General features: G+C 73.8%; 15 protein-coding genes. 7 read left to right on the forward strand and 8 right to left on the reverse strand.

Features of this window, described 5'->3' with window-relative positions; genetic code table 11:
- Window positions 1–99 precede the first annotated feature (99 nt).
- Window positions 100–504 (reverse strand): hypothetical protein, encoded by a 405-nt coding sequence (locus BJP25_RS22885; RefSeq protein WP_075977072.1) that lies wholly within the window; start codon window positions 502–504, stop codon window positions 100–102.
- Between the two features lie 278 nt (window positions 505–782).
- On the opposite strand from BJP25_RS22885, the gene BJP25_RS22890 reads away from it, so the two are divergent.
- Together BJP25_RS22890 and BJP25_RS22895 are read left to right on the forward strand one after the other, a co-directional pair.
- Window positions 783–1,748 carry a diacylglycerol/lipid kinase family protein gene (locus tag BJP25_RS22890; RefSeq protein WP_075977073.1) on the forward strand — a complete coding sequence of 322 codons (966 nt, stop codon included), beginning with the start codon at window positions 783–785 and terminating at the stop codon, window positions 1,746–1,748.
- Between the two features lie 293 nt (window positions 1,749–2,041).
- The gene (locus tag BJP25_RS22895; protein ID WP_075977074.1) at window positions 2,042–2,296 is read left to right on the forward strand and encodes a WhiB family transcriptional regulator; all 255 of its coding nucleotides are present in this window, start codon (window positions 2,042–2,044) and stop codon (window positions 2,294–2,296) included.
- 164 nt (window positions 2,297–2,460) lie between these two features.
- On the opposite strand, the gene BJP25_RS22900 is transcribed toward BJP25_RS22895, so the two are convergent.
- Window positions 2,461–3,969 (reverse strand): sensor histidine kinase, encoded by a 1,509-nt coding sequence (locus BJP25_RS22900; RefSeq protein WP_075977075.1) that lies wholly within the window; start codon window positions 3,967–3,969, stop codon window positions 2,461–2,463.
- A gap of 177 nt (window positions 3,970–4,146) precedes the next feature.
- Between BJP25_RS22900 and BJP25_RS36585 the strand changes: the two genes are divergently transcribed.
- Entirely contained in the window at window positions 4,147–4,221 is a 75-nt protein-coding gene (locus BJP25_RS36585; protein WP_096498094.1) for a 50S ribosomal protein bL37, read from the forward strand.
- A gap of 84 nt (window positions 4,222–4,305) precedes the next feature.
- On the opposite strand, the gene rsrA is transcribed toward BJP25_RS36585, so the two are convergent.
- A complete protein-coding gene (gene rsrA / locus BJP25_RS22905; protein ID WP_075977076.1) occupies window positions 4,306–4,632 on the reverse strand; it encodes a mycothiol system anti-sigma-R factor in 327 nt (108 codons plus the stop codon).
- Window positions 4,629–5,255: a sigma-70 family RNA polymerase sigma factor gene (locus BJP25_RS22910; protein WP_075977077.1), complete on the reverse strand. Its 627-nt coding sequence runs from the start codon at window positions 5,253–5,255 to the stop codon at window positions 4,629–4,631. The genes rsrA and BJP25_RS22910 overlap by 4 nt, the downstream gene beginning before the upstream one ends.
- 203 nt (window positions 5,256–5,458) lie before the next feature.
- Here BJP25_RS22910 and ybaK point away from each other — a divergent pair, with 203 nt between their 5' ends.
- Window positions 5,459–5,935, forward strand: coding sequence for a Cys-tRNA(Pro) deacylase (gene ybaK, locus BJP25_RS22915; protein ID WP_075977762.1), 477 nt, complete (start codon window positions 5,459–5,461; stop codon window positions 5,933–5,935).
- Window positions 5,936–6,247: 312 nt separating this feature from the next.
- On the opposite strand, the gene rsgA is transcribed toward ybaK, so the two are convergent.
- Together rsgA and aroA are read right to left on the reverse strand one after the other, a co-directional pair.
- Window positions 6,248–7,273 (reverse strand): ribosome small subunit-dependent GTPase A, encoded by a 1,026-nt coding sequence (gene rsgA, locus BJP25_RS22920; RefSeq protein ID WP_075977078.1) that lies wholly within the window; start codon window positions 7,271–7,273, stop codon window positions 6,248–6,250.
- Between the two features lies 1 nt (window position 7,274).
- Window positions 7,275–8,543, reverse strand: coding sequence for a 3-phosphoshikimate 1-carboxyvinyltransferase (gene aroA / locus BJP25_RS22925; RefSeq protein WP_075977079.1), 1,269 nt, complete (start codon window positions 8,541–8,543; stop codon window positions 7,275–7,277).
- A gap of 123 nt (window positions 8,544–8,666) precedes the next feature.
- Here aroA and BJP25_RS22930 point away from each other — a divergent pair, with 123 nt between their 5' ends.
- The 3 genes from BJP25_RS22930 to BJP25_RS22940 all read left to right on the forward strand — a co-directional run bounded on the left by BJP25_RS22930 (window position 8,667) and on the right by BJP25_RS22940 (window position 10,995).
- A complete protein-coding gene (locus tag BJP25_RS22930; RefSeq protein ID WP_075977080.1) occupies window positions 8,667–9,413 on the forward strand; it encodes an SOS response-associated peptidase in 747 nt (248 codons plus the stop codon).
- Complete coding sequence (locus tag BJP25_RS22935; RefSeq protein WP_075977081.1) at window positions 9,410–10,024, forward strand: alpha/beta hydrolase family protein; 615 nt, start codon at window positions 9,410–9,412, stop codon at window positions 10,022–10,024. The genes BJP25_RS22930 and BJP25_RS22935 overlap by 4 nt, the downstream gene beginning before the upstream one ends.
- A 131-nt stretch (window positions 10,025–10,155) precedes the next feature.
- Complete coding sequence (locus BJP25_RS22940) at window positions 10,156–10,995, forward strand: DUF6612 family protein (protein ID WP_075977082.1); 840 nt, start codon at window positions 10,156–10,158, stop codon at window positions 10,993–10,995.
- Window positions 10,996–11,099: 104 nt separating this feature from the next.
- Here BJP25_RS22940 and pruA read toward each other — a convergent pair whose 3' ends face one another.
- Window positions 11,100–12,728, reverse strand: coding sequence for an L-glutamate gamma-semialdehyde dehydrogenase (pruA, locus tag BJP25_RS22945; RefSeq protein ID WP_075977083.1), 1,629 nt, complete (start codon window positions 12,726–12,728; stop codon window positions 11,100–11,102).
- A gap of 433 nt (window positions 12,729–13,161) precedes the next feature.
- Complete coding sequence (locus BJP25_RS22950; RefSeq protein WP_075977084.1) at window positions 13,162–13,665, reverse strand: DUF6912 family protein; 504 nt, start codon at window positions 13,663–13,665, stop codon at window positions 13,162–13,164.

Genomic DNA, 13,665 nt, shown 5'->3' on the forward strand with positions numbered 1-13,665 from the left:
CGTCTCACAGGGTGATCGGGACCACCGCAGCCTCACCCGCCCGGGATTGGTGAACCACCCGCCGATAGTCGGAAACTTTTCACCGACGTGACGGACCGGTCAGTCGGAACCCTCATCGCCGTGCGCCCACAGCGTCGTCCTCGGGTGGAACAGCAGCACCAGCGCGGCCACCGCGACGACCGCCACGGGGACGCCGATCTCGGGCCGCCCGGAGGGCCCGATGGCGTACCAGGCCGCGCCCGCGACGAGCACCTCCAGCACGATCGACGGCCCGCGCGCCCACGTCCGGCCCAGGAACAGCCCGCTCGCGCACGCCACCACCCCGCCGGTGAACACCGCGAAGTACGCGACCTCGCCGAGCACCGTGCGGGTGCCCAGCGCGCCACCGCCGCCGAGCCCCTCGACCAGCAGGACCACGGTGAACACCAGGGCGGCCAAGCCCTGCAGCGCGATCAGCGCGCCCGCGCCGAGGACGGTGCGCGGGGCGTTGGCGGTCAGTGGCACGGGAATCCCTCGCTAGGTGTCGACGCGGTGGGCCACCGGGGGACGATGACCGTCCGTGTGCACCGCCGATCGTATGCCACTCGGACGGCCGGTCGTGCCGGGCGCGGGTGACAGGGCATGATCTGGGTGTCACACCTCGCGGAGCGATGAGCAGACGGTCGTCTGGGTGCACTCGTCGAACCGCGGACCGGCGGCGGAGGGAGCGGCGGCTCGGGCGATCCCGGACTGGCGGCGGGTGGGCGCGCGGCGCCCCGACCCCGCCGGCCTACCCTGCGGCCATGCGCGCAGTCCTCGTCGTGAACCCCAAGGCCACGGCAACCACCTCGGCCGGGCGCGACGTGCTGGCGCACGCGCTGGCCAGCGCGGTCAAGCTGGACGTGGTCGAGACCGACTACCGGGGCCACGCGCAGGCGGCGGCCGCCCAGGCCGCGGTCGACGGCGCGGACCTGGTGGTCGCCCACGGCGGCGACGGGACGGTCAACGAGGTCGTCAACGGCCTGCTGGCCGCGGGACCCGGTGCCGCGACGCCGATGCTCGGCGTGGTGCCGGGCGGGTCGGCGAACGTCTTCGCGCGCGCCCTGGGGCTGCCGCGCCACCCCGTCGAGGCCACCCACGAGCTGCTGCGGGCGCTGGCCACGGGCAGCAGCAGGCGCGTCGGGCTGGGCCGGGTGGAGGCCGACGGGGGCGAGCCCGCCCGCTGGTTCACCTTCAACGCCGGGGTCGGCTGGGACGCCGACGTGGTCGACACCGTGGCCCGCAAGCGCGGCAAGCGCGCCACCTCCGCCCTCTACGCCCGCTCCGCCCTGGCCAGGTACGCGCGCCCGGGCCGCAAGCGCCCCGACCTGGTCGTCGAGGTGCCGGGGCTGCCCACCGCGCGGGGGATGCGGCTGGCGTTCGTGTCGAACACCGACCCGTGGAGCTACCTCAACGCGCGGCCGCTGCGCCTGAACCCGACCTGCTCGTTCGAGGGCGGCCTCGGCCTGTTCGCGCTGGACTCGATGGGCCTGTTCACGGTGCTCAACGCGGGGTGGCGGGCGCTGAGCGGCAGGGGCGAGCAGCGCGGCAGGCACCTGCTGCGCCACGACGACGTGCCCGCGGTGGTGGTGCGCGCGGCCGAGCCGGTGCGCGTGCAGTGCGACGGCGACCTGCTGGGCGAGCGCGCGCTGGTGCGGTTCACCGCGGTGCCGGACGCGCTGGCCGTCGCCGTGCCGGTCGCCGCCCGGCCCCAGGGGCGACCCGTTTAGCCCAGGGCGCGCGGGGGTAGAACCCAGACAGCGGACAACTTCACAAGCACTGCGTCACCCGAGACGTCAGACGCCTCCACCAGTGGGTCAGCCGGTCGCGTTACGGCCGTGATCAAATCGTTGCCCACCGTCGTGTCAGGGCTCTGACGTGGATCTTTCGGGTGAGTTCACTCACCGGGCTCAGAAGAACCCTTGACATCCGCTGAGTTCGTGAAAGCATTCACAAGCACCCCGACGACCGGATGACGACTAGAGGCGTGCCATAGCGCGCCTTGAGCGAGGAGCACGTAGAAATGGACTGGCGCCACCGCGCGGCCTGCCGTGACGAGGACCCCGAGCTGTTCTTCCCCGTGGGGACGAGTGGCCCCGCGGTCCTGCAGGTCGCTGAGGCGAAGGCCGTTTGCCACCGCTGCCCCGTCGCCTCCAACTGCCTGTCATGGGCGCTCGAAAGCGGCCAGGACGCTGGCGTGTGGGGCGGGATGAGCGAGGACGAGCGTCGCGCGCTGAAGCGCCGCAACGCCCGGACCCGGGCACGGAGCAACGCCTGAGCTTCCGCTGACACGAACGCGGAAACCCACAACGCGAAGAAGGTCGACCGTCGAGAAATCGGCGGTCGGCCTTCTTGCTTTTCCAGGCGATTCCGGCGCCCGGGAACCCGTTGATCACAGGCTGATCACGGGTGACGGTGTTGCGATTACCACCAGTGACCGATTCACCCGCGGCGGTGCGACAGCGGCACCCGCAGCACCGCCTCGGTGCCCTTGCGGTCGCGCTTGCCCAGCGACAGGCTCCCCCGCAGCTCCGACTCGACCAGGGTCCGCACGATCTGCAACCCCAGGCCCGTCGCGCGCTCCAGGGAGAACCCGCGCGGCAGCCCCCGGCCGTCGTCGGCCACCACCACGTCGAGCCACCGGGCCGAGCGGGTGGCGGTCACCACGACCTCCCCGGAGTTCCCGGCCGGGTAGGCGTGCTCGACGGCGTTCTGGACCAGCTCGGTCAGCACCATGACCAGCGGGGTCGCGACCTCCGCGGCCACGACGCCGAACTGCCCGCTCTTGCGGACCTGGACGTGGCTCTCCGCCGCGGCGACGTCGCCCAGCACCGGGATGACCTTGTCGATCAGCTCGTCGAGGTCGGCGCGCTCGTCGACCGAGGTCGACAGCGTCTCGTGCACCAGGGCGATGGCGGCCACCCGGCGCACCGACTCCGCCAGCGCCTCCTTGGCCTCCGGGGAGCTGGTGCGCCGCGACTGCAACCGCAGCAGCGCGGCGACGGTCTGGAGGTTGTTCTTCACCCGGTGGTGGATCTCGCGGATCGTGGCGTCCTTGGACATCAGCGCGCGGTCGCGGCGGCGCACCTCGGTGACGTCGCGGCAGAGCACCAGCGCCCCCGCGGGCTTGCCGCCGGGGCGCAGCGGCAGCGCCCGGAACAGCACGGCGGCGCCCCGGCGCGACTCGGCGTCGATGCGCATCGTGGGCTGGCCCTCCAGGGCCGTGACGATGCGCTGGGACACCTCCGTGGCGTCGAACGGGTCCGCGATGAGCGAGCGGGTCAGCGGGGCCAGGCGGGCGCCCACCAGGTCCGCGGCGTGGCCCATCCGGTGGTAGGCCGACAGCGCGTTCGGGGAGGCGAAGACCACCGAGCCGCCGGTGTCCAGGCGGATCAGCCCGTCGCCCACCCGCGGCGAGGTGTGCACGTCCGGGGAGGGCTCCGCGGTCGGGAAGGTGCCGTCGGCGACCATGTGGCACAGGTCGCCCGCGATGCCCAGGTAGGCGATCTCCAGGCCGCTGGGCACGCGCGGGACGGCCAGGTTCGTCTCCCGCGACAGGATGCCGATGACCTCACCCCGGTGGACCACCGGGACGGCCTCGCGGCGCACCGGCACCCCCAGGTACCAGCGCGGGTCCTCCTCGCGGCAGATGCGCCGCTCCGCCGCCGCCCGGCGCAGCTGCGGGTTCTCCTCGGCGTCGGTGTGGCTGCCCACCACGTCCTCGGTGTGCGCGGTGGGCGCCGTGGTCGGCCGCGCCTGCGCCACGCAGATGTAGCGCTCCTCCCCGTCGGGCACCGCGTCCGGGCCCTCGGTCACCCGCACCCAGAGCAGGAAGTCGGCGAAGGACAGGTCGGACAGCAGCTGCCACTCGGCCACCACGAGTTGGAGGTGGTCCACCGCGCCCCCGGGCAGCCCGGTGTGCTCGGCCAGCAGGTCAGACAGCGTGGACACGCGGCTCCGTTCGCAGGCTCCGGCGCGCGCCCGGACCCCCGCCGCCGGGGCGCGCATTCCCGCCGCGCCCCCTCCCCGCCGGGGAGCCGGACGCGGCCATGGCAAAATCTACGTCAACGGTGCGTGACCGCGAGCAGGTTGTGAGGTCCGCGCCACCCCCGAGACGAGGAGGCAGCCATGTCGAAGCGCGCGCGCAAGCGTCGCGACCGCAAGAAGGGCGGCGCGAACCACGGGAAGCGCCCCAACGCCTGAGCGGTCGCCTCAGACGCCAGAAGGCCCCGGACGGGATCACTCCCGCCGGGGCCTTCCGCGTTCGCTGGGGCGCCGCTGAGGGGGTCAGCTGCCGTCGCCCGGCTCCACCTCGGCCTCCACCACGACCGTGCGGGTGATGCCGACGTTGCCGCCGTGCTCGATGACCGTCTCCCGGATCCGCGCGCGCAACCGGGCGCGGAAGTCGTCGGGGGCCTGGTCGCCGCCGCACTTGCGGGACAGCAGGGCCTTGAGGTGCTCGTCGATGCCGTACTCCTCCAGGCAGGGGGAGCACTCGTCGAGGTGGCGGGCCAGCAGCTCGCGCTTGCCCTTGTCGCACTCGTTGTCGAGGAACAGCCACACCTCGGACAGCACCTGCGAGCAGTCCGTCTCGTGGTCGCCGCCGCAGCTCACTTCCCGCTCACCTCCCCGGAGCGCACGAACCCGCGCTCCCGCGCCACCCCGGCCAGCAGCTCGCGCAGCTGGCGCCTGCCCCGGTGCAACCGCGACATCACGGTGCCGATCGGGGTGCCCATGATCTCCGCGATCTCCTTGTAGGCGAAGCCCTCGACGTCGGCCAGGTACACCGCCAGCCGGAACTCCTCGGGCAGCTGCTGCAGGGCGTGCTTGACGTCGTCGTCGGGCAGCGCGTCGAGCGCCTCCACCTCGGCCGAGCGCAGCCCGGAGGAGGTGTGGCTCTCGGCCTTGGCCAGCTGCCAGTCGGTGATCTCGTCGGTCGGCGACTGGAGCGGCTGCCGCTGCCGCTTGCGGTACCCGTTGATGTAGGTGTTCGTCAGGATGCGGTACAGCCACGCCTTGAGGTTGGTGCCCGCGGAGAACGACTCGAAGGCCGCGTAGGCCTTGAGGTAGGTCTCCTGGACCAGGTCCTCGGCGTCCGCGGGGTTGCGCGTCATCCGCAGCGCGGCGGAGTAGAGCTGGTCCAGCAGCGGCATCGCGTCGCGCTCGAACCGCTCGGCGCGCTCCTGCGGCGTCTCCACCCGCTCCTCGGCGGTGGGCTGGGTCTCGGTGCGGGGCACCCGACTCCCTTCGGCGGCTCTCGCACCCGTGCTCAGGTGCGAATACGGCGACATCGAGTCTACGCGCCCGACGGGTCGCCTGCCGCCGCCCGGGCGTGCGGTCGGCCGCGTCCCGGCCGTCCCGCCCTGCCTCACCATCTCCGTCTGCACGCCACGCACAACGCGGTGGGGCGGCGCGGCATTCCGCGCTAGTGTCCCCCGCCGTGGCAGGACGAGGAACCCCGGCGACGGCGCTGCTGGCCAAGCGCCAGGTCGCGCACACCGTGCACACCTACGACCACGACCCGCGCTCGGAGTCCTACGGGCTCGAAGCCGCCGAGGCGATGGGGGTGGCGCCCGAGCGGGTGTTCAAGACCCTCGTCGCGGACGTGGACGGCGCGCTGGTGGTGGGGGTGGTGCCGGTGTCGCGGCAGCTGGACCTCAAGGCGCTGGCGGCCGCGGTCGGCGGGAAGAAGGCGCGGATGGCGGAGGTCGCCGCGGCCGAGCGCAGCTCGGGGTACGTGGCCGGGGGGATCTCGCCGCTGGGGCAGAAGAAGGCGCTGCGGACGGTGGTGGACTCCTCGGCGCTGGGGTTCGAGACGGTGTTCTGCTCCGGGGGGCGGCGGGGGTTGGAGGTGGAGCTGGCGCCGGGGGACTTGGTGGCGCTGACGCGGGGGGTGGCTGCGGCTATCGCTGTGTGAGGGGGTGTGGGGGTGGCTCGCCTGCGGCTTCGGGGGTGAGGGGCATCGGGCTTCGCCCGATTTCCGGTTGTTGAGGGCGGGCTCGATGCGGTGGTTGCGCTTGGTCGGGGCCCCTACGGCGATCATGTGCTGCGGGCGGGGAAAAGGCGGGCTGAAAAGACGCCCGCCCGTCCCGTTGGGTAGCACATGATCGCCTCCCCCGACCAAGCACAACCACCCCATCGAGCACCTGCGTAGCCGGGGCGCCTGCTGCTTGGGGGGTTGCGCTGGGAAAGGGGGTGGGAGGTGGGGACGGGTTCGTGGAACGCGGGGCTAGTCGGGCTTGGGGGCGGAGTCGTCGACGCCTGCTTTGGAGGACAGGAGGCGGCGGAGGGAGGTGAGGCGGCCGGGGGTGGCCTGGCCGGTGGTGACGGCCTCGTCGAGCATGCAGCCGGGGTCGGCGGGGGGGCCGAGGTGGCCGCAGCCGGAGGGGCACTCCTCCGCGAGGGCGACGAACTCCTCGAAGGCGGCGACGATGTCGGTGGGGGTGATGTGGGCGAGGCCGAAGCTGCGGATGCCGGGGGTGTCGACGATCCAGCCGCCGTCGGGGAGGGGGAGGGCGACGGCGCTGGTGGAGGTGTGGCGGCCCTTGCCGACGGCGCTGACGGCGCCGGTGGCGCGGTCGGCGGCGGGGACGAGGCGGTTGACCAGGGTGGACTTGCCGACGCCGGAGTGGCCGACCATGGCCGAGACCTCGTCGGTGATCAGGGCGCGCAGCTCGGCGGGTTCCTGGTCGCGGCGGGTGATGACGACCGGGAGGTCCAGCTCGGCGTACTGGGCCAGCAGCTCGGCGGGGTCGGCGAGGTCGGACTTGGTGAGGCAGAGGGTGGGCTGGAGGCCACCGGCGTAGGCGGCGACCAGGCAGCGGTCGATGAAGCCGGTGCGCGGGGGCGGGTCGGCCAGGGCGCAGACGATGAGCAGGCGCTGGGCGTTGGCCACCACGACGCGCTCGAAGGCGTCGGTGTCGTCGGCGGTGCGGCGCAGGACGCTGGTGCGCTCGGCCACGCGGACGATCCTGGCCAGGGTGTCCGGGGCGCCGGTGGTGTCGCCGACCAGCTCCACGGTGTCCCCGATGACCACCGGGGTGCGGCCCAGCTCGCGGGCGCGCATGGCCACCACCAGCCGGTCGGCGTCGCCGTCGACCGCGCAGGTCCAGCGGCCCCGGTCCTTGCCCACCACCATCGCGCCGACCGCGTCGGCGTGCTCGGGGCGGCGCTTGCTGCGGGGGCGGGAGCCCTTCCCGGGGCGGACCCGCACGTCCGACTCGTCCAGCCTGCTCCAGTCGCCGCGGCGGGGCACCTCAGGCACCCGCGCCGAGCAGCGCCGACCACATCGCCGGGAAGTCCGGCATCGTCTTGGCCGTGGTGCCGATGTCGTCCACCGACACCCCCGGCACGACCAGGCCGACGATGGCGCCCGCGGTGGCCATCCGGTGGTCGGCGTAGGCGTGCCAGAGCCCGCCGCGCAGCGGCGCCGGGCGGATCACCAGGCCGTCCTCGGTCTCCTCGGCGCGCCCGCCCAGGGCGGTCAGCTCGGCCACCAGGGCGGCGAGCCGGTCGGTCTCGTGGCCGCGCAGGTGGGCGATGCCGCGCAGGCGCGACGGGGAGTCCGCGAGGGCGGCCAGCGCCGCCACCGTCGGGGTCAGCTCCCCCACCTCGCGCAGGTCGACGTCGACCCCGCGCAGCCGCTCCGGGCCGCGCGCGGTCAGCCCCCCCGCGGTCAGCTCCACCTCGGCGCCCATCAGCTCCAGGATGCCCCGGAAGTGGTCGCCGGGCTGGGTGGTGGCGGCGGGCCAGCCGGTGACGGTGACCTCCCCGCCGGTGGCGGCCGCGGCGGCCAGGAACGGGGTGGCGTTGGACAGGTCCGGCTCCACCACCCAGTCCACCGGGGCGATCGGGCCCGGCTCGACCCGCCAGGTGTCCGGCTCGGAGTCGTCGACCACCACGCCCGCGGTGCGCAGCATGGCCACGGTCATGTCGATGTGCGGCATCGACGGCACCGGCGCGCCGTCGTGGCGCACGGTCAACCCGCGCTCGTAGGCGGCGCCGGAGAGCAGCAGGCCGGAGACGAACTGCGAGGACGCCGACGCGTCGATCGTCACCGCGCCGCCGGGCACCCCGCCGCGGCCCTCGACGGTGAACGGCAGCGCGTCGCCGGTGACCTCCGCGCCCAGGGCGCGCAGCGCGCCGAGCACGGTGCCCATCGGCCGCTCCCTGGCGCGCGGGTCGCCGTCGAAGTCCACCCGGCCCTCGGCCAGCACCGCCATCGGCGGCACGAACCGCATCACCGTGCCCGCCAGCCCGCAGTCCACCGCGGCGGGGCCAGCGAGCGGGCCGTGCGCGCCGGTGCGGATGGTGGTGCCCTCGACCTCCACGGGCACGCCCAGCGCCCGCAGCGCGGCCACCATGAGGTCCGCGTCGCGGCTGCGCAGCGCGCCGGTGGTGGTGGTCGGGCGCCCGCTCAGCGCGGCCAGCACCAGCGCCCGGTTGGTGATCGACTTCGACCCGGGGACCGTGGTGGTCCCCTGGACGGGGGCGGCGGCGAGCGGCGCGGACCAGGGCTGCGGCATGGCCCGATCCTCCCGCACCGGGGCGGGGGGCGGGTGACCGGCTCGCTGCCCGCCGCCGTTCGTGCCACCATCGGTGGTCCGGCGTGCCACCATGCGTGCACCCGAGGCGGAGGAGGACCGACCGTGTGCGGCAGGTACGCGTCGTCGAAGGACCCCGCGGCCCTGGCGGCCGAGTTCGACGCGGCGGACGCCACCGGCGACGCCGAGCGGGCGCCGGACTACAACGTCGCCCCGACCAAGGACGTGGTCACCGTCGTGCAGCGCCACCCGCGCGACGACGAGGGCAACCCCGACACCTCCACCACCGAGCGCACCCTGCGGGTGATGAAGTGGGGCCTGGTGCCCGCGTGGGCCAAGGACGCCTCCGGCGGCGCCAAGCTGATCAACGCCCGGTCGGAGAGCGCGGCGCAGAAGCCGACGTTCAAGAAGCCGCTGGCCCAGCGCCGCTGCATCCTGCCCGCCGACGGCTGGTACGAGTGGCGCCGCGACGGCAAGCACAAGCAGGCCTTCTTCACCACCGACCCGGACGGGCGCAGCCTGGCCATGGCCGGGCTGTGGACGACCTGGCACGACAAGGCCGACCCGGACGCGGGCGTGCTCATCACCTGCGCGGTGCTCACCACCGCCGCGGTGGGGCCGCTGGCCGAGGTGCACGACCGGATGCCGCTGCTGCTGGCGCCCTCGGCGTGGGCGGACTGGCTCGACCCCGACCGCGCCGACGTCGCCGACCTGCTCGCGCCGCCGTCCGAGGAGCTGGTGGGGGCGCTGGAGGTGCGCCCGGTGTCGTCGATGGTGAACAACGTGCGCAACAACGGCGCCGACCTGCTGCGCCGGGTGGACCCCGACGGCGCCGAGCTGCCCGGCGCGTGAGCACCGCCGAGGTCGACACCCCGCACGGCCCGGCCAGGGTCGAGCTGCACTGCGCGGCGGAGGGCCGCGCGGCGCTGCTGCTCGGGCACGGCGCGGGCGGCGGGATCAGCGCCCCCGACCTGGTCGCAGCCACCCGCGGCGCGGTGGAGGTGGGCGTGCACGTGGCGCTGGTGGAGCAGCCCTACCGGGTGGCCGGGCGGCGCGCGCCCGCCCCGGCCAAGCAGCTCGACGCGGCGTGGCTGGCGGTGGCCGCGGACCTGGCCGCGACCCGGTTCGCCGGGATGCCGCTGGTGTTCGGCGGCCGCTCGTCCGGGGCCAGGGTCGCCTGCCGCACCTCGGCCGAGGGCGAGGCGGTGGCGGTGCTGTGCCTGGCGTTCCCGGTGCACCCGCCGGGCAAGCCGGAGAAGAGCAGGCTGCCGGAGCTGGACGCGGTCGCGGTGCCGACCCTGGTGGTGCAGGGCGAGTCCGACCCGTTCGGGATGCCCGCGCCCGCCGGGCACCGCGAGGTCGTCGCGCTGCCGGGTGACCACTCGCTCAAGCGGGAGGCCCTGGCGCTGACCTGGGCCGTGTCGGAGTGGCTCGAACGGGTGCTGCGCCCCCTGGAGGACTGAGGCCCGCGCGGGCCCGGTGGTAACGCTGAGCGATGCTTTACCGAAGCGTTAACCACAGGGGCGGAACGGTGCGGCCCCGGGTGCGTCAGAACCGGTGACACCAGAGAAGACACTCGCTGAGGGGTTGTTCCATGCGCAAGACCAAGCTGATGGTGGCGGGAGCGCTGCTGGCCACCGCGACCCTGACGGCGTGCAACTCCACGCAGTCCGGCTCCGCCGCGCCGGTGGGCGGGCAGTCCACCAGCTCCAGCGCCGCGCCGTCCGGCTTCGACACGCTCAAGTCGCTCACCGACGCCGTCGCGCAGAAGTCGGCCTCGGCCAAGAGCGCGCACGTGAAGATGTCCTCGTCGATCGGCTCCACCTCGTTCACCGGTGAGGGCGACTTCGACTTCGCCGCCGAGAACACCGCGATGCAGATGTCGATGGAGATCCCGGGCGCGGGCGCCGTGGAGATGATCCTGGTCGACCAGACCATCTACATGAAGCTGCCCGCCAACCTGGTCCCCTCGGACAAGCCGTGGATCAAGTTCAGCCAGGACGGCACCGACCCGGTGTCCCAGCAGCTGGCGGGCACCATGGACCAGCTCAAGAGCTCCGACCCGCGCGAGGCCCTGCAGAAGATCGTCAACGCCGGTGAGATCACCTCGAAGGAGGAGACCGAGCTCAACGGCGAGAAGGCCACCCACTACTCGATCACCGTCGACGTGACCAAGCTGACCGAGGAGTCCGGCTACGACGCCGAGACCCGCAAGGCCATGCAGGACGCGGGGATCAAGGAGTTCCCGATGGAGGTCTGGGTCAACGGCGACGCCCTGCCCCTGCGCGTGGTGACCACCGTCCCGCTCCCGGCCGCCGCCCAGGCGACCGCGGGCACGTCCGAGGTCAAGGTCACCGCCGACTACACCGACTGGGGCAAGTCGGTGGACGTCCAGGCGCCGGACCCCTCGCAGGTCGGCACCCTGGGCGGCTGACACCCCACAGGCTCCACGCCGAAGCGCAGCACCCAGCGGAGGCCCCGCAGGCACCCAGCCTGTGGGGCCTCCGCCCTGTCCGGCGCCGTTCCGGCGGCCGCCGGTCACCCCATGTGCGGGTACTCGTGCCCGGCGGGCGGCACGAACGTCTCCTTGATCGACCGCGGGCTGGTCCAGCGCACCAGGTTCTGCAACGACCCCGCCTTGTCGTTCGTCCCCGACGCCCGGCCCCCGCCGAACGGCTGCTGCCCCACCACGGCACCGGTGGGCTTGTCGTTGACGTAGAAGTTGCCCGCGGCGAACCGCAGCGCCCGCTGCGCCTGCACCACCGCCGCCCGGTCGTCGGCGAACACCGCCCCGGTCAGCGCGTACGGCGACGACGAGTCCACCAGCTCCAGCACCTCGGCGTAGTCGGCGTCGTCGTAGACGTGCACGGCCAGGATCGGGCCGAAGTACTCGGTGGTGAACGGGTCCTGCAGCGGGTCGCTGCCCAGCAGCACGGTGGGCTGGACGAACCAGCCCCGCGAGTCGTCGGCGGTGCCGCCCACCAGCACCTCGATGGAGGCGTTGGCCTTCGCCGCGGCCAACGCGCCCTGGTGCTTGGCGAAGGCCCTGGCGTCGATCACGGCCCCGCCGAAGTGGCGGAAGTCGGTGACGTCGCCGTAGGACAGCGACGCGGTGACGTCCACCAGCCGCTCCCGCACCCCGCCCTCCCACAGCGACCGGGCGACGTAGGCGCGCGAAGCCGCCGAGCACTTCTGCCCCTGGTACTCGAACGCGCCCCGCACCAGCCCGTTGACCAGGGCAGCCGGGTCGGCCGAGGCGTGCGCGACGACGAAGTCCTTGCCGCCGGTCTCCCCCACGACCCGCGGGTAGGCGCGGTAGGTGTCGAGGTTGTCGGCCACCGTGCGCCACAGGTGCTTGAACGTCCTGGTGGACCCGGTGAAGTGCAGCCCGGCGAAGTCCGGGTCGGCCAGCGCCACCTCCGACACCGCGGCGCCGTCGCCGGTCACCAGGTTCACCACCCCCGGTGGCAGCCCCGCGGCCTCCAGCAGCCGCATCGTGTGGTGCGCGGCGAGCATCTGCGTCGGCGACGGCTTCCACACCACGGTGTTGCCCATCAGCGCAGGCGCGGTGGGCAGGTTGCCCGCGATGGCGGTGAAGTTGAACGGGGTCACCGCCACGACGAACCCGTCCAGCGGGCGGTGGTCGGTGCGGTTCCACACCCCCGGCGACGACACCGGCTGCTGCTCCAGCAGGGTGCGGACGAAGGACACGTTGTAGCGCCAGAAGTCGATCAACTCGCAAGCCGAGTCGATCTCCGCTTGCTGCACCGACTTCGACTGGCCCAGGATCGTCGCCGCGTTGAGGGTGTCGCGCCACGGGCCCGCCAGCAGGTCCGCGGCGCGCAGCAGCACCGCGGCCCGCTCGTCGAACGGCAGCTCCCGCCAGGCCGGGGCGGCGGCCTTGGCCGCGGCGACGGCGTCGGCCACGTCCTCGGCCGTGGCCTGGGCGGTGGTGCCCAGGACGTGGTGGCGGTCGTGCGGCTGGACCACGTCGACCCGCTCGCCCGCGGCCATCCGGGTGCGGCCGCCGATGGTCATCGGCAGCTCGACCCGCTCGGACTCCAGCTCGGCGATGCGGGCCTGGAGGGAGGCGGTCTCCGGGGAGCCGGGGGCGTAGGTGGCGATCGGCTCGTTGCGGGGGGTGGGGGTGGACGTGATGGCGTCCATCGGGGTCGCCTCCGTGGTCGTCTGGGGGGCTTGTGGCCGGGTGACGAACATGGTGGCACGGGCGCTGGGATCGGGCCGGGTGTTGTCCACAGGGGGGTGCTGGGGGTGCCTCGCCTGCGGCTTCGGGGTTGGGGCGGGCATCGGGCTTCGCCCGATTTCCGGCCGTTGGGGGGCGGCTCGATGCGGTGGTTGCGCTTGGTCGGGGCCCCTACGGCGATCATGCGCTGCGGGCGGGGAAAAGGCGGGCTGAAAAGACGCCCGCCCGTCCCGTTGGGTAGCACATGATCGCCTCCCCCGACCAAGCACAACCACCCCATCGAGCAGGGGCGTAGCCGGGCCGCCTGCTGCGAGGGGGGTGCGCTGGGGAAAAGCGGGAGGGGCTGGGTGGGGTGGAGCAGGGTGGGGTGGAGCTGGGTGGGGTGGAGCTGAGTGGCTAGAGGAGTTCCAGGAGGAAGGGGAGTTCCTGGACGGCGTACCAGGCGAGTTCGTGGTCTTCGGCGTCGCCGAGGGTGAACTCGGCGTCGGGGTCGCCGAGGTCGGCGGCGTCGATGGCGGCGGCGGCGGCGCGGACGGCGGGTTCGGCGTCCTCGGTGTCGAAGTGGATGGCGGCGACGGCCTTGAGGGGGACGGGGCCGGAGAGCTTGACGACCGCGTGGTCCAGGTCGGGGCGCAGCTCGGCGCCGTCGACGTCGGCGGAGACGACCGCGCGGCGCATGAGGGTGTCCGGGTCCTTGTCGGCCTCGGCGTTGAGCAGGCGCAGGGAGGCGCGGGCGGCGTCGAGCATGGCGGCGTACTCCAGCTCCTCGTCGCCGCCGGTGGCGTAGGACTCGCGCAGGGCGGGGGTGAGGGCGAAGGCCGTCCCGCCGAGGGCGGACAGCTCGCCTTCGGTGTTCAGGGTGCGCAGCATCGTCACCGTCGCCGGTAGGTAGACCCTCAC

Source organism: Actinokineospora bangkokensis, assembly GCF_001940455.1.
GTDB classification, from domain to species: Bacteria; Actinomycetota; Actinomycetes; order Mycobacteriales; family Pseudonocardiaceae; genus Actinokineospora; species Actinokineospora bangkokensis.